This is a genomic window from Paenibacillus sp., assembly GCF_035645195.1.
Classification (GTDB): domain Bacteria; phylum Bacillota; class Bacilli; order Paenibacillales; family YIM-B00363; genus Paenibacillus_AE.
On sequence record NZ_DASQNA010000027.1, the window covers coordinates 26,553 to 52,523 of the forward strand.

Below are 25,971 nucleotides of genomic sequence, written 5' to 3' on the forward strand. Positions count from 1 at the left end.
CTCGGGGGTATTCAAAAAGAAACAAATCCGTGTTAGTATAAAAACAACATAAACAAAAACAAACAAACACATTCGGAGGTTGCAATCATGCCACAAAATCTTTGGGATTCCTCGAAAGCCGCAACATTGAAGCCGGGTCTTGACGAACTCGTTTACCGCTCGAACCTGCTTGGCACGGACCGTTCGGTCGCGAACTGGGGCGGCGGCAACACGTCGATGAAGACCGTGGAGAAGGACTTCCGCGGCCGCGACGTCGAAGTCATGTACGTGAAAGGCAGCGGCTCCGACCTCGGCACGATGCAGGCGAAGCATTTCACGGGCCTCCGCATGGACGACATCCGTCCGCTGTTCGAGCGCGACGCGATGACGGACGAAGAGATGGTCGCGTACCTCGCGAACTGCATGATCGACCACAAGCATCCGCGCGCGTCGATCGAGACGCTGCTGCACGCGTTCCTGCCGTTCAAGCATGTCGACCACACGCATCCGGACGCGATCATCTCGATCTGCTGCGCGGACAACGGCAAGCAAATCGCCGAAGAAATTTACGGCAACCGCTTCGTATGGGTACCTTACGTGCGCCCGGGCTTCACGCTGTCGAAGATGATCGCGCAAGGCGTCCGCAACAACCCGAACGCGGAGCTCGTCCTCATGGAGAAGCACGGTCTCGTCACCTGGGGCGAAACGTCCGAAGAAGCGTACCACAAGACGCTCTCCATCATTAATGAAGCGGAGCGCTACATCGAGTCGAAGGTGAACGAAGCGACGCTGTTCGGCGGCCAAAAGTACGAGTCGCTGCCGGAAGAAGACCGCAAGAGCGTGCTCGCGCGCATCATGCCGATCATCCGCGGCCTGGTGAGCTCGGAGCGCAAAATGATCCTGACGTACGACGACGCGGACGACGTGCTCGGCTTCGTGAACAGCAAAGACGCGGCATCGCTGTCGCAGGTCGGCGCCGCTTGCCCGGACCACCTCGTGCACACGAAAATGACGCCTTGCTTCATCGACTGGGATCCGGCGAGCAAAGACGTCGACGCGCTCATCGAGAAGGTGAAAGCGGGCGTAGAAGCGTATAAAGTAGAGTACGCGGCATACTTCGAGCGCAACAAAAACGAAGGCGACCAAATGTCCGAAACGTCCCCGCGCGTCATCTTGATTCCGGGCGTCGGCATGGTCAACACGGGCAAGAGCTGGGCGATGGCGCAAGTGAGCGGCGCGCTGTACCACCGCGCGATCGCCGTTATGCGCGGCGCTACGTCGCTGGGCAATTTCGTTTCGCTTAGCGAGAACGAGTCGTTCAACGTCGAGTACTGGCCGCTTGAGCTTTACAAGCTGACGCTCGCTCCGCCGGAAGCGGAATTCTCCCGCAAGGTGGCGTTCATTACGGGCGGCGCCGGCGGCATCGGCAGCGAAACGGCTCGCCGCCTCGTCTCCGAAGGCGCGCACGTCGTCCTCGCGGACCTCAACCTCGAGGGCGCGCAGAACATCGCGAACGAAATTAACGCGAAGTACGGCGACAACCGCGCGATCGCGGTCAAAGTCGACGTCACGAACGAGGAAATGGTCGCCGAGGCGTATGCGGTTACGGCGCGCAGCTACGGCGGCGTGGACATCATCGTCAACAACGCGGGTCTTGCGACGTCGAGCCCGTTCGACCAGACGTCGCTGAAAGAATGGAACCTCAACATGAACGTGCTCGGCACGGGCTACTTCCTCGTGGCGCGCGAAGCGTTCAAGATGATGAAAGAGCAAAAAATCGGCGGTTCGATGGTGTTCATCGGCTCCAAGAACTCGGTATACGCCGGCAAGAACGCGACGGCTTACAGCGCGGCGAAGGCGCTCGAAGCGCATCTGGCGCGCTGCATCGCGGCGGAAGGCGGCGAGTACGGCATCCGCGTGAACACGATCCTGCCGGACGCGATTCTTCAAGGCTCCGCGATCTGGAACTCGAACTGGCGCAACGAGCGGGCGGCCGCTTACGGCATCGAGCCGGATCAGTTGGAAGAGTACTACCGCAAGCGCACGACGCTGCTCGTGAACATTTTCCCGCGCGATATCGCGGAAGGCGTCGCGTTCTTCGCTTCTTCGAAGTCGGAGAAGACGACGGGCTGCATGCTGACGATCGACGGCGGCGTGCCGGCGGCGTTCACTCGCTAATCGATATTCCACAATCGAAACGGAGGAATCAGGCTCATGGCAGCTTCCATTGAAAAAAGCTACGCCGAGGCGAAAGAGCTGTACGCCGCTCACGGCATCGATACGGATCAGGTGCTGAAGCAGCTTGCCGACATCAAAATTTCGATGCACTGCTGGCAGGGCGACGACGTTCGCGGCTTCTTGTTCCGCGACCAGGCGCTCTCCGGCGGCATCTCCGTCACGGGCAACTACCCGGGCGCGGCCCGCACGCCGGAGGAGCTGCGCGCGGATCTCGAGAAGGCGTACTCGCTCATCCCGGGCAAGCATAAGCTCAACCTGCACGCGATTTACGCCGACACGGACGAGAAGGTCGATCTCGATCAGCTCGAGCCGAAGCATTTCCAATCGTGGGTCGACTGGGCGAAGGCGAACGGCCTCGGCCTCGACTTCAACCCGACGTGCTTCTCGCATCCGAAGTCGAGCGACGGCTTCACGCTGAGCCATGCGGACCCGGCGATCCGCCAGTTCTGGATCGACCACTGCAAGGCGTCGCGCAAAATCGGCGCGTACTTCGGCGAGCAGCTCGGCCAGACGTGCGTCACGAACGTCTGGATCCCGGACGGCTATAAGGACGCTCCGGCCGACCGCATGGCGCCGCGTCAGCGGCTGAAGGCGGCGCTCGACGAAGTGTTCGCGGAAGAGCTGAACCCGGCGCACAACCTCGACGCGGTCGAGAGCAAGCTGTTCGGCCTCGGCTCCGAAGCGTACGTCGTCGGCTCGCACGAGTTTTACATGGGTTACGGCCTCCAGAACAACAAGCTGATCTGTCTCGACGCGGGCCATTTCCACCCGACGGAGACGATCTCGAATAAGCTGTCCTCGCTCGCGCTGTTCGCGGACGGCATCCTGCTGCACGTCAGCCGCCCGATGCGTTGGGACAGCGACCACGTCGTCACGATGGACGACGAGCTGATGGACATCGCGCGCGAGCTCGTTCGCGGCGACCTGCTCGGCAAGACGTACATCGGCCTCGACTTCTTCGACGCGTCGATCAACCGCGTCGCGGCATGGGTCATCGGCACGCGCAACACGATCAAAGCGCTGCTGCGCGCGATGCTCGAGCCGGTCGAAGCGCTCCGCGCCGCGGAGCTCGCAGGCGACTACACGACGCGCCTCGCTTTGACGGAAGAGTTCAAATCGTATCCGTTCGGCGCGGTGTGGGACTACTACTGCGCGACGCAGAACGTGCCGGTTCGCGAGTCTTGGCTCGCCGACGTGAAGAGCTACGAGCAAGAAGTGCTTTCGAAGCGACAAGGATAACGGATACCACTGCCGGGAGGTACGCCGCATGAGCGTATTGGCTTTCGACCTTGGGGCGAGCAGCGGCCGGGCGGTCGCCGGGCGCCTCGAGAACGGACGTTTGGTCGTCGAAGAAATTCACCGGTTTCCGAACGACCCGGTACAGGTGGGGAACCGCCTGTACTGGGACATTCTCCGGTTGTATCATGAAATTAAGCAGGGCGTTATCAAGGCGCGGCAGGCGGGCATCGACGTGCGCAGCATCGGCATCGACTCGTGGGCCGTCGACTTCGGCCTGATCGGCGCGAACGGGGAGCTCATCGCGAACCCGTACCATTACCGCGACCATCATACCGACGGCATGATGGACGAAGTGTTCGCGAAGCTCGGCAAGGCGAACATTTACGCGAAGACGGGGCTGCAGTTCCTGCAGTTCAACACGATGTATCAGCTCGCGGCGCTCGTCAAGGCAGACAATCCCGCTTTGGCGGCGGCCGACAAGCTGCTGATGATTCCGGATTTGCTGCGGTATTTCCTTACGGGGATCATGAAAGGCGAATATACGAATGCCTCGACGACCCAGCTGCTCGGCGCGGAGAGCCGCGCTTGGGACGCGGAGCTCGTGGCCGGCGTCGGCGTGAAGCCGTCGCTGCTGCCCGACGTCGTGCAGCCGGGCAGCTTGGTCGGTCCGCTGACGCCGCGCGTGCAGGAGGAGCTGATCGTCGGGCCGATTCCGGTCGTCGCCGTCGCGGAGCACGACACCGCGTCCGCGGTCGTCGCCGTGCCGGCGCTCGATGCCGACTTCGCGTACCTTAGCTGCGGCACGTGGTCGCTGCTCGGCACCGAGCTCGATCATCCGGTGCTGACGGAGCAAGCGCTCGCGTGGAACTTCACGAACGAGGGCGGCTACGGCGGCACGTACCGTTTGCTGAAAAACATTATGGGCCTGTGGCTCGTCCAAGAGTGCAAGCGCACTTGGGATAAAGAAGGGAAAAACCATTCGTTCGCCGAGCTCGTGAAGCTGGCGGAAGCGGCGGCGCCGCACGCGGCGTACATCGATCCGGACGACGACCAGTTCCTCGCGCCGAGCGACATGCCCGCGCAAATTCGCGCGTACTGCCGCGCGACGGGGCAGCCGGTGCCGGAGACGGAAGGCGCGGTCATCCGCTGCGTGCTGGAGAGCCTCGCGCTGAAATACCGCTGGGTGCTCGAGCGGACGGAGCGGCTCGCGGGCAAGACGTTCGGCGGCCTGCACATCGTCGGCGGCGGCATTCAGAACGAGCTGCTGTGCCGCATGACGGCGAACGCGATTCGCCGCCCGGTGTGGGCCGGCCCTGCGGAAGGCAGCGCGATCGGCAACGTGCTCGTGCAGCTGATCGCCGCGGGCGACATTCCGGATTTGGCGGCGGGCCGTAGAATCGTGCGCGACTCGTTCGGCGTGGCGGAGTATGCGCCGGAGGACTTGGATGCGTGGGCGGCCGCGTACGAGCGGTTCGTGCGCGTGACGAAGCTGGAAGCGTAGGTTTCGGGTTTGCGGGAGTGCATCTAGTGCTTACAGAAGAGCAACGAAGGAGGAGGTAAGCCATGCTGGTGGCGGAGCGATTGCAGCGCATCGTCGAGCTTGTGAACGAGCGGAAGAGCATCCGCGTGACCGAGCTGAGCGAATTGTTCGCCGTGACGGAAGAGACGATTCGCCGCGATCTGGATAAGCTGGAGTCGGAGGGGAAACTTGCCCGGACGCACGGCGGCGCGATCAGCTTGGCGGAATCCGATACGGAAGTGCCTTATTACGAGCGGGAGGTCGTTCGCAAGGAGGAGAAGCGGCGCATCGCGGAGGAAGCGGTCAAGCTGATCCGCCCGAAGGACCGCATTCTGCTCGACGCGAGCTCCACCGCTTGGTACATGGCGAAACTCATTCCCGACATACCGCTCACGGTGCTGACGAATTCGATCAAAGTAGCGATCGAGCTGGCCGGCAAGGAGAAGGTCGAGGTCATCTCGACCGGCGGCATCGTGTCGCCGGGGTCGCTCTCCTACGTCGGTCCGCTCGCGGAGCGCTCGCTGGAGTCGTACCACGTCGACCGGCTGTTCCTCTCCTGCAAGGGAGCGCGTCTCGACCGCGGACTGAGCGAGTCGAACGAACTGCAGGCGCTTGTCAAGCGGCGTATGATCGAGGCGGCCGACGAAGTCGTGCTGCTCGCCGACTACTCCAAGTTCGGCGTGCAGGCGTTCACGCATGTCGCCGGCTGGGACCGCGTCGCGCGCGTCGTGACGGACGAGAAAACCGGCCAAGGCGACGTGGCGCGGCTGCGGGAGATGGGCATCGACGTCGTGCAGTTAAAGGGTTAGAGGGTTAATGTTTCGCCTTCGTAACGATATATGAGCTTACCTATTTAGGACCCTAACGTTCTTCCTGCGTTGGGGTCTTCTTGCTGCATAGCCGCAGCGGGACGTACGGGTATTTCGGGCCGAAGGACGGATCGACAATGCGTTCGGGTACGGAGACAATAGAGGAAAGGAGGCGGACGGGTGGTGCTGCAATTGGGGGAGGCTGTTCATCTGCGTTATGCTTCGGTGCGAACCGTCGCGGCCGCGCGGATCATCATCATCTTGATCGCGCTTGCGGCTGTGGCGGTCGGGTGCGAGGAAGCGCCGTCGAATGTCGAGGACGCGGGATGGACGCTGCCCGCCTTCGAGGGCGTCATCGCCGTCAAAGTGACGGACGAACGAACGGGCACGGTGGTCAGGCGCATCGACGATCCGGCTGCCATCGAGCAGCTGCTGGGCGGGCTTCGCCAAGCGGAGCCGTCGGGGATCGACGACCCGGAGATGTCCGGCAGGTTGCTGCGCGTGACCTTGACCGGGGCGGAAGGGGTGCGTACGTTCACGGTGAACGATTTGCGAGAGACGGACGCAGCGCGATACAGCGGGAAGGTGTATATCGAGGGGGAGGACGGCCGGACTCGGGCGTGGACGGTCAAGAGCGCTTGGATCGCGGAGTTGTGCGGCGAATTTCGACCGAACGATCCTCCGCTGCTGTATCTTTCGATAGCGAACGAAAGCGGCAGCGTCTCCGTCTGGGCCAACCGGCGCATCCGCACGGCGTCGGCGCCCATCGCCGTCGAATCGACGCTGCAGGTCGCCGGGTTGACCAAGGACGCTTCGGCGCCGGCGTACCGGATCGAGTGGAGCGACGCGCAGCGGTTCGTTGTTCGATTCGAGGAGCTGGGCGAAGGCGCAGCGGTCCGATTTCGGTTGGACGGTTTGATGACGGCCGATGGGGAAACGTTCGCGAACGCGGACCAGCCCCGCCGCAACGAGGTATTGTTGATCGGCCGGCCGGCGCATAGCCGTGCGCTGTGGTTCGATGAGGCCGGACGCCTCTTCCGGGCCGTTCGGTCGGAGCCGGCCGCGCTGGTGCAGCCGTTCGAGACGGAGGACGGGCCGGCGCTGCTGGCATACCATCTCGACGGAAGCCAGACGGCGATCGACTTGCGCAGCGGGGAGCGCCGCGCCTTCCAAATTGGAGCGTGGCCGGACGCAGCGGAGCCGTTCGGCAACGATTACGGCTCCGACGTGCTGTTCTCCGACCGCATGCACGGGAGCGCGACCTTCGCGGTGCACGGCAACCGCACGCTGTACCGCGTCGAGCCGTTCGGAGGCGAGACGGTCAAGCTGTACGAATCGCCGGTCCCGATTCGCTCGGTCGCATCATCGCCGGACGGGCGTCGCGTCGCGCTGCTCGTGTCGGCAGACGGTGGTTCCGGCGGCGCTCTGACCGCGGAGGCGGATGCGCTCGTGCTGAGCGCGTCCGGCGAGACGCTGCGTCGCATTCCCCGCGTCACGTTCGGCGGGCATAGCGACGGCTTCCTGTTCGTGCTGCCGATGCGATGGGCAAACGACAACACGATCGCCGTACGCCGCTACGACGGGGAGTCGGACGTCGCTTGGATCGACGCGAACAAGGGAACCGTGCGGCTCGAACGCCGTCCTGCGCTGCCCGAAGCCGCAAGGTCGCTGCTGGAGGAAGCCGTCGGCTGGCCGGCCGAAATTATAAAGACGGCGCCGCTGGACGGCGGACAGGTCGCGGTATGGACGCATGAGGGGAGCTGGCTCGTCGATGCCGGGCGGCGGAGGGCTGTTTGGCTTGGGCCGGGCGAGGCGCTGCCGTGGACCGGCGGGACTGCGTTCGTCGTGTGGGAATCCGTGCCGGACGTTCGGACGTACGACATCGGCATGCCGATGCCTTGATCGATGAGGCGGCGAAGCCGGGAAGGAACGATCGTTCCAGCCGGCAAGGGGAGCTCAAAGCCGTTTCGACCGGCGGCACGGCATCGTGCCGCCGGGCTCGCTTTCCTGCGTCCCCGCTCGCCGATTGCTCCGGCCCTCCGAATGGATTATGATGTTTGGCAAATGTGGTCCAATCGTTGTTTTGCGTGCACAATCAAATTTCTATCCAGATCATGCATGATCCTTGGGTCGATGTTCGAATACACATAGTTTCCGATTTTCTGTACCGTCTCTCTTCCTTCTTGAAGTTCTTCCGCGAGATGAGTCAGCGACTCCAACAGAGCATGCATAACGGACACATCATGCGCCCCATACAGTCTGAGTTGGTAAAAGGTCTTATATAAGAAGTCCTCGAACGTAAAGTAAGGAATTTCGAGAATGTATCCCTTCCCTCTCACAATCCAGCAGCTGCCCTTCCATGACCCAAGCTTGGCAAGCAAAATCCCAAGAGCTCTAATGCAGTAGATCGCCGTATTAGGGTCATTAATCCCGGGAGAAATCGCCCGCAAACCCGTTTCTATTATTTTTTCCATAACGAAGGCGATGTCTTGCTCGTTTGACCTTACTGGAGAAACCTTCACTGCGTTCGCTAATTTTTTTTGAAATTCCTCGGATAAAGTAGAGTGCCCGCGAATTTCCATTAAGGGCGCTCTTTTTCGTATGTATTGGCCAACCTTGGGAATAAGGAGAATCTTTAACTCTTTATAGCCTTTTCTTTTTATTGCTCTCTCCAACGCCAAGAAATCCACAAAGTTCAGATATCCCTCCTTCTCCGAATATATAGTCAAACATTCAGCCGCTGGCGTCGAGGAAGTGAGTTCGGATTCCCCGAGGGTACCGACGGTTTTAAACGCATGAATCAATGTAACGGCTTTTTCCGAAACAATTTGAATCAAAGTATTAACCCTAATGAACTTAGACACCTGGTGAATAAAATAAACGAAAAACAGCAGGCAGATCAATGCGAACAAGACAGCGACCGAAGCATCGACGTCTTTCGGAAGCGGCAGGCCTTTTTGTTTTGCCCGCCTGGTTGGTCCTCCCTCCAGAAGGGGGATCGGCGTCCCGGGGGCGGGTGCGTATGCGCTGGAGGATGATGATGGGAAGGAGGTACGCAAAAGAAGGGAGGGGTGGTGACAAAAGAAAGGTAGGAGGTACACATCATGGCGGGGCACAGGCGGGCGCAGGCACGCTGAAGACGGGTTATGGGAAGGGAGTACGCAAAAGAAGGGAGGGGTGGTGACAAAAGAAAGGTAGGGGGTACACATCATGGCGGGGCACAGGCGGGCGCAGGTGCGTTGGCGGCGCGTTATGGGAAGGAGGTACGCAAAAGAAAGGAGGGGTGGTGACAAAAGAAAGGTAGGAGGTACACATCATGGCGGGGCACAGGCGGGCGAGGCGCGCTGGAGACGGGTTATGGGAAGGGAGTACGCAAAAGAGGAGAGGGGTGGTGACAAAAGAAAGGTAGGAGGTACACATCATGGCGGGGCACAGGCAGGCGCAGGTGCGCTGGCGGCGGGTTATGGGAAGGAGGTACGCAAAAGAAAGAGGGGATGGTTACAAAAGAAGGGTAGGAGGTACACATCATGGCGGGGCACAGGCGGGCGCAGGCGGTTGCAGGCGCGTTGTCGCGGATGATGGGAAGGGAGTACGAGTACGCAAACAATTACAAAAATTGGCGCGTGTCGAATCGTGTTGATATATGTTGAAAATTGGCTGAATCGCATCTATAATGAGGGCACTGCACTATAGACGAAACGGCAAACCTTGCGAAAGCAAGCGGCGCAAAGCTATGGGCCTACGGAAACCGAGTTTCTACGGCCGCCAAGCTCCCGAACGGTAGATGCGAGCGGCACTCCCATCCTCCTTTTTGCGCCTGCGTGTTCACCGACAACGTGCGAAAGAGGAGGTTCTACCATGAACACGCAAAATTCCGGGGACTTTACTTCGTACCTGGCCGGCAAATATAGATCGCTGCGCAATGAGCTCCGCCATTACCCTGGCGCGTTGTTCTCCTACGTGGAAAAAGACGGACGTCACGTGTATACGCGGGCCGACGGCGGCATGATCCACGATGCGAACCTGCGTCCGGAAGATATTATAGGAAAAGACGCCGCATTTTTGGAAGCGTTACCATATAATCGGGAGCGATTCGCTTCGGCCTGGGCGGGGGCGAGGACGGAGTACGAAGCCGAAGTCGAGGGACGCTGGGTCTGGACGTCGCTGCGGCCGATCGAGCGGGGCGGCGCCGTCGTCGAAGTCGTCGGGTACGCGGCCGACGTGACGAAGCGGAAAACGGTGGAGCGGGAGCTCGCCGTCAGCGAAACGAAATACCGTATCATCGCGGAGAACGCGACGGACCTGATTAAAATTTTCGGAGGCGATGGGACGATCGTTTACGCCTCCCCTTCGCATCTGACGGTCTTGGGCTATGCTCCCGAAGAGGTGGAGGGCACGAACGGATTGACATTCGCTCACCCCGACTACGTGGGTGTCATCATCGATACGATCCGCAAGCTGAACGAAGAGCGCCGGTCGATTACCGTGCAGCTTCGTTTCGTGCACAAGAACGGCTCCGCCGTTTGGCTGGAGAGCAAACTGACGCCGGTGATCGAACGGGGAACGGTCGTGTCCATCATCGCCGTTTCGCGGGATATCACCGAACGGGTGCGCTTGGAAGAGCGGATGCGGGCGATGGCGTACGAGGATCCGATTACGGGTCTCGGCAATCGCCGCCGCTTCGAGGAGCGGCTCCCGACGCTGCTGAGCGAACAGATAGGCCGGCGGACGGCGCTGTACTTTTTCGACATGGACCGATTCAAAATCGTGAACGATTCGCTCGGTCACGACGTCGGCGACTTGCTGCTGAAGCAAGTGGCGAATCGAATCAAAGCGATGTTCGACGGGACGGAACATCTCGGGTTCCGCATGGGCGGCGACGAATTCGCCGTCGCCGCGCTCGGCATCGCGGATCGAGATGATGCCGCCGCCCGCGCCGCGGCGATCATGAACGCGTTCCGGGTTCCGTTCACGATCGGCGGCATGGAAATCAACGTCACGACGAGCATCGGGGTAGCGGTATATCCAGACGACGCGCAGGATCTGCAAACGCTCGTAAGAGCGGCCGACCAAGCGATGTACTGCGCGAAGGAGCAGGGGAAGAACACGTACGTCTTCTACAAGAATCGCGTCGCCGAGGACCGGAGGACGGGGCTGCAGGCGGAGAACGAGCTCCGGAAGGCGCTTAGAGCGCGGGAGCTGTATTTGGAATATCAACCGCGCATCGACATGCGCACCGGCCGTCTCGTCGGCGTCGAAGCGCTCCTCCGCTGGCGCCATCCGGAGAAAGGCGTCGTGCCGCCGTCCGATTTCATTCCGCTGGCGGAGGAGAGCGGCCTGATCGTGCCGATCGGGGAATGGGTGCTGAAGGAGGCGTGCGCGCAAAACCGGCGCTGGCAAACGGACGGCTTCCCGCCGATCGTCGTCTCCGTCAACTTGTCTCCGAAGCAATTCGCGTCCGCGGGGCTCGTCGAGACGGTCGAACAGGCGCTGCGCAGCTCCGGGCTGGAAGCGAAGTGGCTGGAGCTGGAAATTACGGAGAGCATGATGATGAAGAACGTCGAGGCGGGCGTCCGGCTGCTCGGCGAGCTGAAAGCGCTCGGGGCGAGCGTGTCGCTCGACGATTTCGGCACGGGGTATTCTTCGCTGAGCCTGCTGAAAAATTTCCCGCTCGATTCGATCAAAATCGATCGCAGCTTTATTCAAGACATTCCGTTCGGCATTCGGGACGCGGCGATTTCTTCGTCGATCATCGCGATGGGGAAGCATCTCGGGCTGAAGGTCGTCGCCGAAGGAGTCGAAACCGGCGAGCAGCTGCGGTTTCTGCTTGGCGCGGGCTGCCACGAATATCAAGGCTTCTTGTACAGCAAACCGGTCCCGGCGGCGCGCATTGACGCGATGCTCGGAGAAGCGCCGGGAAGACAATGGAACTAGCCGCCGGCTGCACCCGCCCGGAACCGTCCAGGTGCCGGGCGCACAGCCGATCGCGCCGTTAAAAAATGCTTTACGCTATTCAACATGTCTGATAAGCTGATAAGCAGAGAGTTTTATTTTCCCCGGAAGGTGGAACGGTCCCATGAAAGTGTCTTTATTCATCACCTGTTTAAGCGATGCGGTATACCCGCGCGTCGGCGAAGCGATGGTCCGGCTGCTCGCGCGGTACGGCGTCGCCGTCGAATTCCCGAAAACGCAAACGTGCTGCGGTCAGCCGGCGTTCAACAGCGGCTACTGGGACGAAGCGCGCGCTTCGGCGAAAACGCTTTTAGAGTCGTTCGACGACAGCGATTTCGTCATTTCGCCGTCGGGCTCGTGCACCGGCATGATTCACCACTACTATCCGAAGTTGTTCGAGAACGATCCGGTCATGCTGGAGAAGGCGAAGGCGCTCGTCGCGAAAACGTACGAATTCACGCAGTTCCTCGTGCAGGTGCTCGGGGTCGAAGACGTCGGCGCGACGTTCCCGCACAAGGTGACGTACCACCCGTCTTGCCACGGCAGCCGGCTGCTCGGCATTAAAGCGGAGCCGAGCAAGCTGATGGAGAACGTGCGGGGCATGGAAATCGTGCCGTTGCCATACGCGGAAGACTGCTGCGGCTTCGGCGGCACGTTCGCGGTCAAAATGTGCGACATCTCCGGCGCGATGGTGTCCGAGAAGACGGATCACGTGCTCGAAACCGAAGCCGAAGTGCTCGTCGGCCTCGACATGGGGTGCCTCATGAACATCGCCGGCAACCTGCGTTACCGCGGCAAGCCGGTCCGGGTTATGCATTTGGCGGAGCTACTTTACGAGGGGGTGTCGGCCGTTGAGCAGCGTTAATCACGGAAGCGGTCTCGCGACGGTCAAAGAACGCGCGGGCGTCGCGCTGAACGACGAGTTTTTGCGCAATGCGGTGAAGTTTACGACGGAGCGGCTTCGGAACGGCAAGAAAACCGCGTCCGCGGAGCACGGCAACTGGGACGATTGGCGAGAGCGCGGGCGGCAAATCCGGCTTCATACGATCGCGCACCTGGATTACTACCTGAACCAATTTATCGAGAACGCCCGCGCGAACGGGGTGCATATCCATTTCGCGGATACGGGGGCGGAAGCGGTCGACATCGCGCTCGCGATCGCGAAGAACGTCGGCGCGCGCTCGGTCGTCAAATCGAAATCGATGGTGAGCGAGGAGCTGCATTTGAACGCGGCGCTCGAGAAGGTCGGCATCGAGTCGATCGAGACGGATCTCGGCGAATATATTATCCAGCTCGCGAACGAAACGCCGTCGCACATCATCATCCCGGCGATTCATAAGAACCGGTACCAAATCGCCGAGCTGCTGTCGAAGGACGCGGGCGAGACGCTGCCGCCGGAGACGACGGTGCTCGCCGGCTTCGTCCGGAAAAAGCTGCGCGAGAAATTCCTCGAAGCGGACATCGGCATGACCGGCTGCAATTTCGCGATCGCGGAGAGCGGTTCGATGGTGCTGTTCGAAAACGAAGGCAACGCGCGCATGGTCACGACGGTGCCGAAAACGCAAATTACGCTCATGGGCATGGAGCGGATCATTCCGACGTGGGACGACCTCGAGGTGATGGCGACGCTGCTGCCGCGCTCGGCCACAGGCCAGCGGCTGACCGTCTATATGTCCGGCATTACCGGTCCGCGCCGGACGAACGACGGCGACGGCCCCGAAGAGATGCACATCATCATCGTCGACAACGGCCGTTCGCTGCAGCTCGGCGATCCGGAGTTCCAAGAGCTGCTCAACTGCATTCGCTGCGGAGCATGCCTCAACGCTTGCCCGGTGTACCGCCATATCGGCGGCCACGCGTACGGCGGCACGTACAGCGGTCCGATCGGCGCGGTGTTGACGCCGGCGCTCAATAAGAACGTCGCGGAATGGGACGACATCGCGAACGCGTCGAGCTTGTGCGGCGCCTGCTACGAAGCTTGTCCGGTCAAAATTCCGCTGCACGATATGCTGGTGTATTTGCGCAAACGCAAAGTGTCGAGCGGCAATGGCGACCCGCTCGAGAAGATCGGCATGAAAGGGTTCCAAGTGCTCATGTCGAACGCCTCCCGTTTCACCGGCGCGGTGAAGCTTGCGAAGTTCGGGCAGCCGCTGCTGGCGAGAGACGGGGCGATCAAGGCGAAAATCGGTCCGCTGAAAGGCTGGAATTCGTACCGCCACGCGCCGACGCTGCCGAGCGAATCGTTCCGCGACCGGTGGGAGTCGCTGAAGGGCGAGCTGAACCGGACGGCGGAGCCGCTCGCGGGCGAAGCGCGGCGCCGGATGGAAGAAGCGCTGGCGAAACGGAAGACGGGAGGGCACGGTCATGACTAACGATCTGTTGAAACAGCTGGAGGAGCGGTCCCGCGCGAAGCAGGCGCAGTTCATCGGCAACATCGCGAGCCGGCTCGGCCGACCGCAGGTGCGCGAGAAGCCGCGGCATCCGTTCAAGGGAGCGCCGGCGTTCTGGGACGAGTTCGAACTCGCGCTGGATGAGCGCATTCAGCTGTTCAGCGACAACTGGACGAAGGCGGGCGGCCACGTCGTGCGGCATGCGTCGATGGAAGAGGCAAAGTCGTGGATCGTCGGCAAAGCGTCCGAGCTGAAGGCGAAGCTGCTGCTGCGCCAAAACCAGCCGGAGCTGAACGAGCTCGGCATCGAAGCGGAGCTGCCGGACGCCGAGGTCGTCGTCTGGGACGAAGCGCCGCGCGATGAGCGGCTGACGGTGGCGGCCGGCGCGGACATCGGGCTCGTCGTCGTCGATCACGCGGTAGCGTACACGGGCTCGATCGTCGTGAAGTCGTCCGAACAGAAGGGACGCTCGGTCAGCCTGCTGCCGACGGCGCTGTTCGCGATCATCCCGGCGGATCGGATGAAGACGCGCCTCGGCGAAGTGCTGCGGCCGCTCGACGCGACGCCGCGCGAGGATTTGCCGGCCGGCGTCCACTTCATCAGCGGCCCGAGCCGCTCCGCCGATATCGAGAACGATCTGACGATCGGCGTTCACGGCCCGGGCGTCGTCTACGCGATCATCGTAGGGTAGGCGGAGCGGATGGACGTTTCGAAGCTGTCCAAGCGGAACCAGTACGAGCACATTACGGAGCAAATCAAGCGGCTCATCGTGGACGGCGAACTGAAGGCGGGCGACAAGCTGCCGTCGACGAAGGAGCTTTCCGAGCGGTTCGGCGTCGGCCGGTCGACGATGCGGGAGGCGCTGAGCGCGCTGAAGGCGATGGGGCTCATCGACATTCGCCAGGGCGGCGCCAGCACGGTGCTCGCGGTGCCGACGACCGGCATCGAAAGCTTGCTCGTCAATAAGCAGACGATTATGGATCTGCTCGAGGCGCGCCAATCGTTCGAAATATCGAATGCCGGGCTCGCCGCCCGCAAGCGGACGGAGGAGGACCTCGCCGCGTTCCGGGCGATCCTGACCGACATGCGCGACGGACTCGGGGACGAAGCGGCCGGAGAGCGCACCGACCTCGCGTTCCACCGGCAGCTGGCGAAGGCGACGCACAACTCGGTGCTGCTGACGCTGTTCGAGGCCGTCTCGTCGCAGATGGAGCTGGCGATCCGCGAGACGCGGCGCGCCGAGCTGTACGCGAGCCGCTCGGTGTCCGACCGGCTGTACCGCGAGCACATGGCCATCTTCGAGGCCGTGGAGCGCGGCGACGCGGCCGGCGCGGAGGCGCGCATGCGCGATCATCTCGAGCATGTGGAGAGCATGCTGATGCGGCATTTGCGCCGGTAAGACGACAACACCCCCGGTCCGTGGCGGACCGGGGGTGTTGTTCGTTGCGGCGCGCTATACCGCCGCCGCGCCAGCGCCTGCGCCTGAGCCGGTCGGCGCCGCCGGCTGCTCCGAGGCCGTCTCCGCGACGCCCGCGCCGTCCATGCGGCTCGCGCCCTGGAAGACGGCGCCCGCGTTCACGACGAGCGACTGACAGCGCACGTTGCCGTACAGCTTGCCGGTCGCCGTCAGCGTCAGCGTGCCCCTCGTCGTCACGTCGCCGCGCACGACGCCGGCGATGACGACGTTCCGGGCCGCGATGTTCGACTGCGCTTCGCCGCCTTCGCCGACCGTCACGTCGCCGCTGCATTCGATGTCGCCGAGCATGCGCCCTTCGATGCGCAGGCTCGCCTCGGACTTGATCGTCCCCTCGAAGACGCTGCCTTCCCCGATCAGCGTATCGGTCGCGGCGACGTCGATCCGTTTCCCTTTAAACATCATCGGTCATCCTTCCTGGTGTTGAATATACGGCTTCGGGTTGATCGCGGCGCCGTTCTTATGTACCTCGTAATGCAGATGCGGACCGGTGCTGCGGCCGGTCGAGCCGAGCAGCCCGATCTTCTCGCCCTTCTTCACTTTCTGGCCTTTCTTCACGAGCGTCTTCGACAGATGCATGTACACCGTCTCCAAGCCGTTCCCGTGACTGACGTAAATATAGTTGCCCATCGCGCGCTCGTAGCCGGTCCGCGACACCGTGCCGTCCGCGGTCGCGAAAATCGGATCGCCGACGCTGCCGCCGAAATCGATCCCTCGATGATAGGCGCTTTTGCGCGTAAACGGATCTTTGCGGTAGCCGAAGAACGACGTAATTTGCGTCGAGGTCGTCGGGTAAATCGACGGCGTGATGCGCCGCAAATACGCGACTCGTTCGGCTTCCTTCAGCGCTTCCTGCAGCGCGTTCTCGAGCCGCTCGGCTTCGCCGTTCATCGCAGCGATCGCATCCCGCGTCTCCTCGGAGAGGCGCAGGGCGTCGTCCGCATCGACGGGCACGAATTCGCCGCCGACGTTCGCCGATAAGACGGAGACCGCATCCCCGTCCGCGCGCGCCGCCTCGGCGGTCGGAACGTCGTCCTCGCCGGACAGCGCCAGGATTTCGCGCTCCAGCGCCCGCAGCTCGGCCATCTTGGCCGCGAACGCCTCCGCCTCCTGCGAGAGCCGAACGACTTCGTCTTGCAGCTTCGCAATTTCGGCGTCCTTCGCGGCCACCGTCGCCGAGAGAGCGTCCTGCGCGGCGGACGCGTCGGCCGCGAGCGCGTCGCGCGAATGCAGCAGCGCCGCATGGTTCGCGGCGAGCAGCGCGGAGGCGGCCAGAACGATCCCCGCGATGCCGGGCGCGGCGTACAGCCAGAACGCCGGAAGCCGAAGCCGCCGCACTTGGCGGTTCGCTTCGGGAATGATCAAGAGAGTAAACTTCTTCGTAAGCCAGTCGCGAATCATAACGTCTCCTTCTTGGCTTCGCTGCCGAACCTGAACTTCCGAACAACGGAAGTTAGTATGGTCATTTTTGGGATGGCGACACTTAGTAATATTCGCCAATTTCCGACGAATATCCTGCTTGACCCGTCGAAACGGGACATTTTTGATCGAAAACCGCGGGAAAATCGTCTTCGCGCGGCGAGAGGGGCGGGCGATAAGGAGGAGGGGAGGGGAGCGGTGCGGAGGGCGGTCGAGCGGCAGGAATACCGCCGGGGAAGGGCGGGAATACCGCCGCGGAAGGGCGGGAATACTATTCGTTACGCCCGGAGGTGACGCATCCATGATCTGGCTTACATTGGCGCTGATTTTATTCATTTTCCAAGTCGCAACGATTATGATCGCCGAATACCGGCGTCCTTCCAAAGGGTTCGCATGGCTGTCGATTTTGTTTCTGCTCCCGATCGTCGGATTCGTCTTCTACTATTTCATCGCCCGGGAGTATCGCCATCGCAAAATGATCCGCCGCCGCAGCAGCCGGGACGTCGACCAGAAGGTCCATCGGCATCCGCTGCCGGTCGTCAAAACGATTCAAAGCGCAGAGCAGTTCCCGAATCCGGCGATGCGCGGGGAGACGAGGCTGTTCGGCCTGCTGCGCAGCTTCCCCGATGCGGCGGTCACCGTCTGCAACGAGACGACGGTGCTCGCGTCCGCGCAGGAGACGTACCGGTTGATGCTGCAGGACATCGAGCGGGCGGAGCATCATATTCACATGCTCTATTACATATGGAACGACGATATCTATGGGCGAAAATTTCACGATGTGCTCATACGCAAAGCGCTGGAAGGCGTCGAGGTGCGCGTCATCTACGACGGCATCGGCGCGTATTCGACCCCGAAAGGGTTCTGGGACGGACTTCGCCGCGCGGGAGGGCAAGTGCACTGCTTTCTGCCTGCATTCATCGCGTTGTTCGACAAGCGGATCAATTTTCGAAACCACCGCAAAATTACGGTCGTCGACGGCAACATCGGGTACGTCGGAGGCATCAACATCGGCGACGAATATACGGGGAAGGACAAAAAGCTGGGGTATTGGCGCGATACGTCGGTACGGATCGAAGGGGACGCGGCGCTCGAGCTGCAGCGGACGTTCATGAACGACTGGGAGCTCGTCTGCGGCGAACGGCTCCCGTATTCGGAGGACTATTACCCGAAGCATGGCGTCGCCGAAGGCGAAGCGGTGCAAATCGTGCCGGGCGGGCCTGACACGCAGTGGGACATGATTCTCGAGATGTATTTCGCGTCGTTCATCTCCGCGAAGGAGCGCATTTACGTCACGACGCCGTATCTCATCCCGGACCAAAGCCTGCTTATGGCGCTCAAAACGGCGGCGCTCGCCGGCGTCGACGTCCGCATCGTCATTCCGGGCATCGCCGACTCGAAACTGACGCTGTGGGCGTCGCTGTCGTACGTCGAGGAGCTGCTGCTCGCCGGCGTGCGCGTTTACCGCTACTGCAAAGGCTTCATGCACGCGAAAACGGTCGTCGTCGACACGCATTTCGCGATGACGGGCACGGCCAACATGGATTTGCGAAGCTTCTTCAGCAATTTCGAAATCAACGCGGCGTTCTTCGACGAACATATCGTCCGCCGGTTTCTGGAAGATTTTCTGCTCGATTTGGACAACAGCGAGGAGATCGAGCTGCGCGGGTTCGCGCGCCGAGGCCGGCTGCAGCGCGCCAAGGAAACGATCGGACGGCTGCTGGCGCCGCTGCTCTAGCGTCGAATTTACCGGGGCTTCAGCGCGGCCAGCACCGCGTCGAGCGACTGCGGCGGCACGCGGCGGATCAAATCCCCGTGCGCGTTCAGCCGCGCTTCGATGTTGCGCAGATGAAAGTCGGCGGGCCTCACCTTCGGATGCAGTTCGTCGTAAAACAGCGGGGTGGACAAGGTGCCGCCCTTTTTGGCGCGCGGCGTGTACGGGGCGGACAACGTTTTCCCATACCAATGCTGCAGGTAATCGAAGTAAATGAGCGTGCCGCGGTCTTTTTTCAACCGTTCGATCGTAAACAAGCTCGGGTGCGTCTGGACCAAATAATCGCCTAAAAATTTGCCGATGGCGCGCAGCTGCTCGAACGTGTACCCGCGGCGAATCGGCACGTAAATTTGGACGCCGGTCGCGCCGGACGTTTTGGCTACGCTTTGGATGCCGAGCGAAGCGAGCAGGTCGACGACGATTTTGGCCGCCTCCATGATGCGGGGCTCCTCCTCGAGCGTCGGATCGATGTCGATGAGCCACTCCGCGGGCAGCTCGTCGTTCACGTAATGAAGGGACGGATGGAATTCCAGGCACGCCAAATTGCCGAGCCACAGCAGCGTCGGAAGCGAGTCGAGCACGATGTAATTGATGCCGCCGAGCTCGGCCGTCTTGACGAAGTCGGGCGCGCCTTTGGGGCAGTTTTTTTGATAAAACGATTCGTCGTGGATGCCGTGCGGCCAGCGGATCGTCGTTAAATAACGGTTCGACGTGTACGAAAGCAAATAAGGGGAGAGCGCGATCAATCGGTCCAAAAACTCGAGCTTCGTGATGCCGATGTCCGGCCAAAGCGGCTTGTTCGGGTTCGTGACGACGATCTCCTGTCCGTCGATCGTGACGACGCCTTTCTGCGCGCGGGACGGGGCGTAGGTCGCGTTCGCCATAGGGAAAACCTCCTTCCGCGGAAGCGGCGGGATTTTCCCTAGTATGAGCGTAACGCGGGGTTATGAATCAGTGGATGTCTTTCTTTTTGAAACGGCCGCCCTTCACGTCATGAATGTTGCCGACGGCGAGGAACGCGCCGGGATCCCGCTCTTCGACGATCGATTTCAGCTTCGCTTCCTCGAGGCGGGTAATGACGCAGAAGATGACCTTCTTGGCGCCGCCGGTAAAGCCGCCTTCGCCGTTCAAGTACGTCACCCCGCGGCCGAGCCGCTGCATGATCGCTTCGCCGATTTCCTCGTACGTATCGCTGATGATCCACACCGCTTTCGATTCGTCGAAGCCTTCGATCGTCACGTCGATCATTTTAAAAGCGATATAATACGCGATCAACGAATACATCGCCCGGTCCCAGCCGAACACGAAGCCGGCGCTGCCGAGAATGAAGACGTTGATGAACATGACGAATTCGCCTACGGAGAACGCCGTCTTTTTGCTGAGCAGGATCGCGACGATTTCGGTGCCGTCGAGCGAACCGCCCGAACGGATCACCATGCCGACGCCGACGCCGAGAATGATGCCCCCGAACACGGCGGCGAGCAGCGGATCGATCGTAAGCGGCGGAATCGGATGCAGCAGCGTCGTGCCGATCGACATGACCGCGACGGCGTACAGGGTGGATAATGCGAACGTTTTGCCGATTTGCTTATAACCCAAAAATAAGAACGGAAGATTGAGCAGGAGCAGGAAAGCGCCGAGCGGGACGTGCGTCAGATGGGAGGCGATGATCGAGATGCCGACGATGCCTCCGTCGATGATGTTGTTGGGGACTAGGAAAATTTCGAGACCGACGGACATCAAAGCGGCGCCCAGCGTTAAGAATAACGTGCGCCGGAGCAGCTTCGCTTTGGACAACCGGTGGTGCTGCGACGGCTTCGGACCCATGGCGGCGGCGTTCATGTTCATAGACTCACGACTCCTCTCCTTTTTTATCCGCAGGAGTCAGCGCGAATTCGGTGGCGAGCTCGTTCACGATCCAATCGATCGCGCACAGCTGGCCTTGCAGAAAGTCCCGCTGCCCCTCGTATTCCTCTTGTTCGATTTGCTGCTTGAGCGTCTGTCGGCGGAGCGACAGCACCGCCAAATAATGCTCGATTTTCGATCGGCGGAACGTTTCGGGCATCCCAAATTCTCCTTCCCTCGCAGGGATTGATACAATTGTATACGATTGTATACGTAATATGCAAACAAAATAGCCCTTCGGCGGATGCCGAAGGGCTTCGTTGCGGGAACAACGTTAGTTGCGGCCTGCGGTGATCGCGGCGGTCAGAAACTGCTCCAGCGCGGCGGGCTCCGCAAGCTTCGGGTGGCGCAGCAGTCCGTCCGCCGTAATCTCGAGCCCCGTGACGGCGACGGGGAACGGACGGTCGAGCCAAACGACCGTCTCGCGCTTCAGTTCGGCGGGGGCGGTCCCGCCGGGGAACGGGCTGGCGGCGGCGCGGTGCGCGGACGCATAGGCGGCGAGAGCGGCGCGGCTCCGCTCGTTGAGCCCGAGCGAGGCGCGGCCGAGGTAGACGCCCTCGTACAGAAGCGCGAGGCTGGCGACCCGGCCTTCGCGGAACGTCACGCCGACGCAGACGGCGTCGTAACGCTGGATCGTCCGCTTCTTATACGAATCCTTGTGCCGCTTGCCTTCCGCGTACGGCGCGGACAGCCGCTTGCTGACGATGCCTTCCCAGCCGCGCTCCTCGACCCACTGCCACAGCGCCGGACCGTCGCGGAATAGATCGGTCACGAACAAGGCAGGGTCGCCGTCCGGAGGGAACGCCTCCCGCAGCCGCGCGTAGCGCTCCGCGTACGGCCGGTCGCGCAGATCCTCGCCGTCGATCGCGAGCAGATCGAACAGCACGTACGACACCGGCGCTTCCGCGCTGCTGCGCGCCAAGGCGGAGGCGGTGCGGGTCCGTTCGCGCTGCAGCACCTTCTGGAAGACGGGACGACCGCGCGCCGCGTCGAAGTAGACGATTTCGCCGTCCAGCAAATAAGAGCCCTCGAGCCGCTGGAGCCGTCGCACGACCTCCGGGTACGTGTCGTTTTTGCGGAGCAGCTTTCTCGAGAACAGCTCGACGTCGCCGCGGTCGACGCGCGCGAGCGCGCGGACGCCGTCCCATTTCAGCTGATATCCCCAATCCGGTCCCTCGGGAATGTCGTCTCGGGCGATCGGCCCCATCGGTTCGGAGGGCAGTGCGAGCGCGCCGCTCCCGCGGGCTTCGGCGGGGCTCGAATGGTTCATTATGACACCACCTGTCGTGATTAAAGTGGAGCTCGGCTATAACGTGGAGGCCGCCTGAATGAATCGCTCCTTGACCTCCAGCAGCCGATGCTCGATGTCCGCCACCTGGCGCCGCAGCTTCGAATGATCGTCCGCGGACCATTGTTTGGGGCGCGGCGAATACAAATTCGCGTTCCCGATCACCTTGTCCCCGATGACGAGCGGGGTCGTGCAGAAGGCGCGAATGTTCGACTTCAACAAATCGCGGCGATGGTTGAGCGAGACGAAATGCTCCGACGATTCGACGTCATGGATGGATACGATGCGCCTGCCGTACTCGGGAACGCCGTCGCTGCCGTTAATATCGGCGGCCACGCAAAGACCGTTGGCATACTCGCGGTAATGAAGCGGCACGTTCGGATCGGCGCCGACCCACAGACGCTTCTCCTGTTGGTCGAACAAATAAATGCCCAAACAGACGTCGTCTTCGAAGTGCCGCTCGATCGACGCGCAGATGCGGTTGAGGCGCAGCTTCGTTTCCATAAAGATATAATGCTCCGAACCGATCATTTCCTCTCGGTACAATTGTTGAAGCAGATCCGAAACGTTCTTCTGCCCGGCCAATCGGCGGTTGATTTTGCTCACGGTTTGCCGGACGTCCTTCGACAGTTGGAACGTCTTTAAGGAAGTGACGATGCGGTCCATGATTACCCTCCTCGCGATTTTCGAATCGTAGCGTCCCGGAGCTGCTTCTTCGCGTCGTCCGCCGCGCGAAGCAGCTTGAGCAGCAGCTCGATTTCCTCGTCGGACAACGGCTCGCCGTTCCAGTGCAGCGAATTTTGGGGCGCGCCGGAAGCGTCGCTCGCTCTGGCGGGAGGCGCGGGAACGTCGGTCACGCCGAGCAAGTAATCTGAAGAGACGTTGAAAATGCGGGAGATTTCCGCGACGGTCGCAAGGGCTGGCTCCCGGGCGCCGCTTTCGTAGCCGGCTACGGTACTCTTGGCCGTGCCGATCCGATTCCCGAGCTCGAGCATGGACATCCGGTGCTTTCTGCGCAATTCTTTGAGTCTGGCCGAGAAAACGGTCATGGGACATTACTCCTTAAAATTAAGATTGATTCGCAGGGCGAACGAGCAATATAATGAGGTAAAGTTCGCGAAATGCGAACTAACTTGTGCATATCGTAAAATCATGCCGTACTACCCATTTTATCCGAACGGAAGGATCAAGGCTATGAAAATAAGCGCGAAGCTCGGGGTCGGATTCGGTTCGATCGCGTCCACCATGCTGCTGCTGTCGGCGCTTGCCGTCGGCAGCCTCTCTCTCCTGGAGCAGCAGGTCAAGAACATAACGCAGTCGCAATATCCGAAGGTAGAAACGGCCGCCGCGATCGATCACGACATCGGCGTTATCGCTCGCAGCATGAGGAACTATGTCCTTGCCGCTTCTGAAACGGTCAGAACGGAGGAACTCCGGCGTCTGGAAGCCGCCGAGGCGTCGGCCGTCGAGTCGTTCGAAACGATGCGGCAGCTGGCGACGGACGAAGCGACCGCGGTCGCCGTCTCGAAGCTGGGCAGCGTCGGGGCCGACTACTTATTATATCAAGACCAAGTGATGGACCTCGCGCAAGCGGGGCGAACGGCGGAAGCGTCGCGGCTGCTCACCGAAGAGGCCGGTCCGTTCCAAGCGCTCACGCAGGCCGTGGACGAGCTGCAGTCGGTCAGCCGGTTGTCCGTACAGCGGGCGGCGGCCGACGCGGAGCGGGAATTTCGGGAGAAGAGCGCCGTTCTGATCTCGATCTCCCTGCTCGCCCTAACGATCGGCGGCGCGGCGACGTTCTGGTTCAGCCGAACCGTCGTGACGGGGCTTCGCCGCGTGTCCGGCGTCATGAACGAATTCGCGTCCGGGACGATGGACGCGGCCATCCGCGTTACGTACCGGGCCAAGGACGAAATCGGCGCGGTCGCGGAAGCGTTCAACGCGATGGCCGACGCGCTGCAGCGCCGGCACGAAGAAGGGCGGCGCTGGGCGGAGGCGAACGAAACGCAGCTTTGGCTGCATACGCATCTGGATCGCCTGATCGTTTCGCTGCAGCAGGCCGAATCCGTGGAGGGGCTGTCGGAACGGCTGCTGCGCGAGCTGTCGCCCGTCGTCGGCGCCGTCTGCGGCGTCGTCTACGCCTCCGGGGCGGACGATCGCCGCTACGAGCTGGCGGGCGCGTACGCGATCCCGGCCGGCGCCGCCTCCCGGCTGCGTCCGTCGCTGACGGCCGAGGACGGGCTCGCGGGGCTCGCGATCGCCACGGGCGAGCGCCAGCTGCTGCGCGACACGAAGCATCGCGAGCTGCGCATCTCCAGCGCGCTGCTCGATCAGCCGGCGTCGGCGATTTACGTCTACCCGATCCGAGGCGTCGACCAGGTCGAGGCGGTGCTCGAATTCGCCGTTCGCGAGGAGCTGACCTACGAGCAGGAGGAGCTGATTCGGCAGCTGTCGACCCGGGCGGGCCTCTTATTCAACAAAGCGAAAAACCAGCATCGAATCGCTTCGCTGCTGCGCAAGTCTCAAGAGCTGACCGAGGAGCTGCAGCAGTATGCCGAGGAGCTGAACGCGCAGCAGGAAGAACTGATGCAGTCGAACGCGGAGCTCGAGGAGCAGACGGCGGCGCTGCAGCAGTCGGAGAAGCTGCTGCAGGAGCAGCAGAAACGGCTTACGACGATGAACGCGGAGCTGGAGGGGAAAGCGGAGGAAGCCGAAGCGGCGAACCGGGAGCTCGAGAAGCGGGCTCGTCAGCTGCTCGCCGCCTCCACCTACAAGTCCGAATTTTTGGCGAACATGTCCCACGAGCTGCGCACGCCGCTCAACAGCATGCTCATTTTGGCGAAGCTGTTGTCGGAAAACAAAGAGGGACGGCTGACGGACAAGCAGGTCGAGTACGCGGCGACGATTTACTCGTCGGGCAACGATTTGCTGTCGCTTATCAATCAAATTCTCGATCTCGCGAGCGTGGAGTCCGGCAAGATGCAGATCCAAGAGGAGCCGGTGCCGACGCGGGATGTGGAAGACTTCGTCCGGCGCAATTTCGGCGCGATCGCGCTGCAGAAAGGCATCGAGCTTCGGTTCGAAAGCGATCCCGACATCCCCGTCTCCGTGCTCACCGATCCGCTGCGGCTGCAGCAAATTTTGCGCAATTTGCTCTCCAACGCGTTCAAATTTACGGAGCGCGGCAGCGTCACCTTCGCGATGCGGCGCAGGGAGCGGGGCGGAGAGCCGCCCGCGCTGGAGCTTGCGGTGCGCGATACGGGCATCGGCATCCCGAAGGAGAAGCAGGAGCACGTTTTCGACGCTTTCGTGCAAATCGACGGCTCGATCCGGCGGAAATACGGGGGCACGGGGCTCGGCTTATCGATCAGCCGCGAGCTGGCCGCCATGCTCGGCGGGGAAATCCGCCTCGAGAGCGAAGTCGGGAAGGGCAGCGCGTTCACGCTGATCCTGCCGATCCGCAAAGCCGCTGCCGCGGCGAGGGAGCTGACCGAGGAGCTCGGGGCGGCGCTTCCGGAAATCGCGGCGTCCGCGCCGCCGATCGTCCCGACTGCGCCTGCGGCCGCTTCGGCCGCCGAGCCGGCCGAGCCGCGGATGCCCGCCTTCCCGGGACGCACGATTTTGATCGTGGACGACGATATTCGGAACGTCTTCGCGCTGTCGAGCCGTTTGGAATCATGCGGCGTGCAGACGCTGCACGCCGAGAACGGCAAAGCCGCCATCGAGGTGCTAGAGGCGCATGAGGAGATCGACCTCGTGTTGATGGACGTCATGATGCCGGAGATGGACGGCTACGAAGCGATTCGCCGCATTCGGGCGAATCCGGTGTACGCGGAGCTGCCGATCATCACCGTCACGGCCAAAGCGATGAAAGAAGATCGCGAGATGAGCCTCTCGGCCGGAGCATCGGATTATATTACGAAGCCGATCGACATGGACCGTCTGATGACGCTGCTCGCCGTTTGGCTGCACGGCAAAGCGTAGT

Annotated in this window: 21 protein-coding genes and 1 riboswitch; of the genes, 12 read left to right on the forward strand and 9 right to left on the reverse strand. The window is 61.8% G+C overall.

Annotated elements, in window-relative coordinates; translation table 11 throughout:
• Positions 1–87: 87 nt before the first annotated feature.
• The 5 genes from VE009_RS14460 (at position 88) to VE009_RS14480 (ending at position 7,686) form a co-directional block, all read left to right on the forward strand.
• Complete coding sequence (locus VE009_RS14460; protein ID WP_325008755.1) at positions 88–2,157, forward strand: bifunctional aldolase/short-chain dehydrogenase; 2,070 nt, start codon at positions 88–90, stop codon at positions 2,155–2,157.
• Positions 2,158–2,193: 36 nt separating this feature from the next.
• Positions 2,194–3,456 carry an L-rhamnose isomerase gene (gene rhaA / locus VE009_RS14465; RefSeq protein ID WP_325008757.1) on the forward strand — a complete coding sequence of 421 codons (1,263 nt, stop codon included), beginning with the start codon at positions 2,194–2,196 and terminating at the stop codon, positions 3,454–3,456.
• A gap of 28 nt (positions 3,457–3,484) precedes the next feature.
• Positions 3,485–4,957, forward strand: coding sequence for a rhamnulokinase (rhaB, locus tag VE009_RS14470; protein ID WP_325008759.1), 1,473 nt, complete (start codon positions 3,485–3,487; stop codon positions 4,955–4,957).
• Between the two features lie 62 nt (positions 4,958–5,019).
• On the forward strand, positions 5,020–5,784 hold the full coding sequence (locus tag VE009_RS14475; protein WP_325008761.1) for a DeoR/GlpR family DNA-binding transcription regulator: 765 nt from the start codon (positions 5,020–5,022) through the stop codon (positions 5,782–5,784).
• 180 nt (positions 5,785–5,964) lie between these two features.
• Complete coding sequence (locus VE009_RS14480) at positions 5,965–7,686, forward strand: hypothetical protein (RefSeq protein ID WP_325008763.1); 1,722 nt, start codon at positions 5,965–5,967, stop codon at positions 7,684–7,686.
• Between the two features lie 146 nt (positions 7,687–7,832).
• Here VE009_RS14480 and VE009_RS14485 read toward each other — a convergent pair whose 3' ends face one another.
• A complete protein-coding gene (locus VE009_RS14485) occupies positions 7,833–8,996 on the reverse strand; it encodes a DUF2254 family protein (RefSeq protein WP_325008765.1) in 1,164 nt (387 codons plus the stop codon).
• Between the two features lie 478 nt (positions 8,997–9,474).
• A riboswitch (cyclic di-GMP riboswitch) is annotated at positions 9,475–9,562 on the forward strand.
• An 80-nt stretch (positions 9,563–9,642) separates the two neighbouring features.
• On the opposite strand from VE009_RS14485, the gene VE009_RS14490 reads away from it, so the two are divergent.
• The 5 genes from VE009_RS14490 to VE009_RS14510 all read left to right on the forward strand — a co-directional run bounded on the left by VE009_RS14490 (position 9,643) and on the right by VE009_RS14510 (position 15,525).
• Positions 9,643–11,718 (forward strand): putative bifunctional diguanylate cyclase/phosphodiesterase, encoded by a 2,076-nt coding sequence (locus VE009_RS14490; RefSeq protein ID WP_325008767.1) that lies wholly within the window; start codon positions 9,643–9,645, stop codon positions 11,716–11,718.
• 142 nt (positions 11,719–11,860) lie between these two features.
• Positions 11,861–12,601, forward strand: a complete 741-nt coding sequence (locus VE009_RS14495; protein ID WP_325008769.1) for a (Fe-S)-binding protein — start codon at positions 11,861–11,863, stop codon at positions 12,599–12,601.
• A complete protein-coding gene (locus VE009_RS14500) occupies positions 12,588–14,108 on the forward strand; it encodes a LutB/LldF family L-lactate oxidation iron-sulfur protein (RefSeq protein ID WP_325008771.1) in 1,521 nt (506 codons plus the stop codon). The genes VE009_RS14495 and VE009_RS14500 overlap by 14 nt, the downstream gene beginning before the upstream one ends.
• Positions 14,101–14,817, forward strand: a complete 717-nt coding sequence (locus VE009_RS14505) for a LutC/YkgG family protein (RefSeq protein ID WP_325008774.1) — start codon at positions 14,101–14,103, stop codon at positions 14,815–14,817. The genes VE009_RS14500 and VE009_RS14505 overlap by 8 nt, the downstream gene beginning before the upstream one ends.
• 9 nt (positions 14,818–14,826) lie before the next feature.
• Entirely contained in the window at positions 14,827–15,525 is a 699-nt protein-coding gene (locus VE009_RS14510; protein WP_325008776.1) for a FadR/GntR family transcriptional regulator, read from the forward strand.
• Between the two features lie 54 nt (positions 15,526–15,579).
• On the opposite strand, the gene VE009_RS14515 is transcribed toward VE009_RS14510, so the two are convergent.
• On the reverse strand, positions 15,580–16,005 hold the full coding sequence (locus VE009_RS14515; protein WP_325008778.1) for a polymer-forming cytoskeletal protein: 426 nt from the start codon (positions 16,003–16,005) through the stop codon (positions 15,580–15,582).
• 3 nt (positions 16,006–16,008) lie between these two features.
• Positions 16,009–17,001 carry a M23 family metallopeptidase gene (locus VE009_RS14520; protein WP_325008780.1) on the reverse strand — a complete coding sequence of 331 codons (993 nt, stop codon included), beginning with the start codon at positions 16,999–17,001 and terminating at the stop codon, positions 16,009–16,011.
• Between the two features lie 319 nt (positions 17,002–17,320).
• Here VE009_RS14520 and cls point away from each other — a divergent pair, with 319 nt between their 5' ends.
• Complete coding sequence (gene cls, locus VE009_RS14525) at positions 17,321–18,757, forward strand: cardiolipin synthase (protein ID WP_325008781.1); 1,437 nt, start codon at positions 17,321–17,323, stop codon at positions 18,755–18,757.
• Between the two features lie 8 nt (positions 18,758–18,765).
• Here cls and VE009_RS14530 read toward each other — a convergent pair whose 3' ends face one another.
• From VE009_RS14530 to VE009_RS14555, 6 genes are all read right to left on the reverse strand, one after another.
• Entirely contained in the window at positions 18,766–19,677 is a 912-nt protein-coding gene (locus tag VE009_RS14530) for a DNA polymerase domain-containing protein (protein ID WP_325008783.1), read from the reverse strand.
• Positions 19,678–19,744: 67 nt separating this feature from the next.
• On the reverse strand, positions 19,745–20,635 hold the full coding sequence (locus VE009_RS14535) for a YitT family protein (protein WP_325008968.1): 891 nt from the start codon (positions 20,633–20,635) through the stop codon (positions 19,745–19,747).
• 10 nt (positions 20,636–20,645) lie between these two features.
• Positions 20,646–20,858 carry a hypothetical protein gene (locus VE009_RS14540; protein ID WP_325008785.1) on the reverse strand — a complete coding sequence of 71 codons (213 nt, stop codon included), beginning with the start codon at positions 20,856–20,858 and terminating at the stop codon, positions 20,646–20,648.
• 114 nt (positions 20,859–20,972) lie between these two features.
• Positions 20,973–21,968, reverse strand: coding sequence for a DNA ligase (locus VE009_RS14545; protein ID WP_325008787.1), 996 nt, complete (start codon positions 21,966–21,968; stop codon positions 20,973–20,975).
• Between the two features lie 36 nt (positions 21,969–22,004).
• Positions 22,005–22,652 carry a GAF domain-containing protein gene (locus tag VE009_RS14550; protein ID WP_325008789.1) on the reverse strand — a complete coding sequence of 216 codons (648 nt, stop codon included), beginning with the start codon at positions 22,650–22,652 and terminating at the stop codon, positions 22,005–22,007.
• 2 nt (positions 22,653–22,654) lie between these two features.
• Entirely contained in the window at positions 22,655–23,035 is a 381-nt protein-coding gene (locus VE009_RS14555; RefSeq protein WP_325008791.1) for a helix-turn-helix transcriptional regulator, read from the reverse strand.
• 145 nt (positions 23,036–23,180) lie between these two features.
• Here VE009_RS14555 and VE009_RS14560 point away from each other — a divergent pair, with 145 nt between their 5' ends.
• Complete coding sequence (locus tag VE009_RS14560) at positions 23,181–25,970, forward strand: ATP-binding protein (RefSeq protein WP_325008793.1); 2,790 nt, start codon at positions 23,181–23,183, stop codon at positions 25,968–25,970.
• Position 25,971 lies beyond the last annotated feature (1 nt).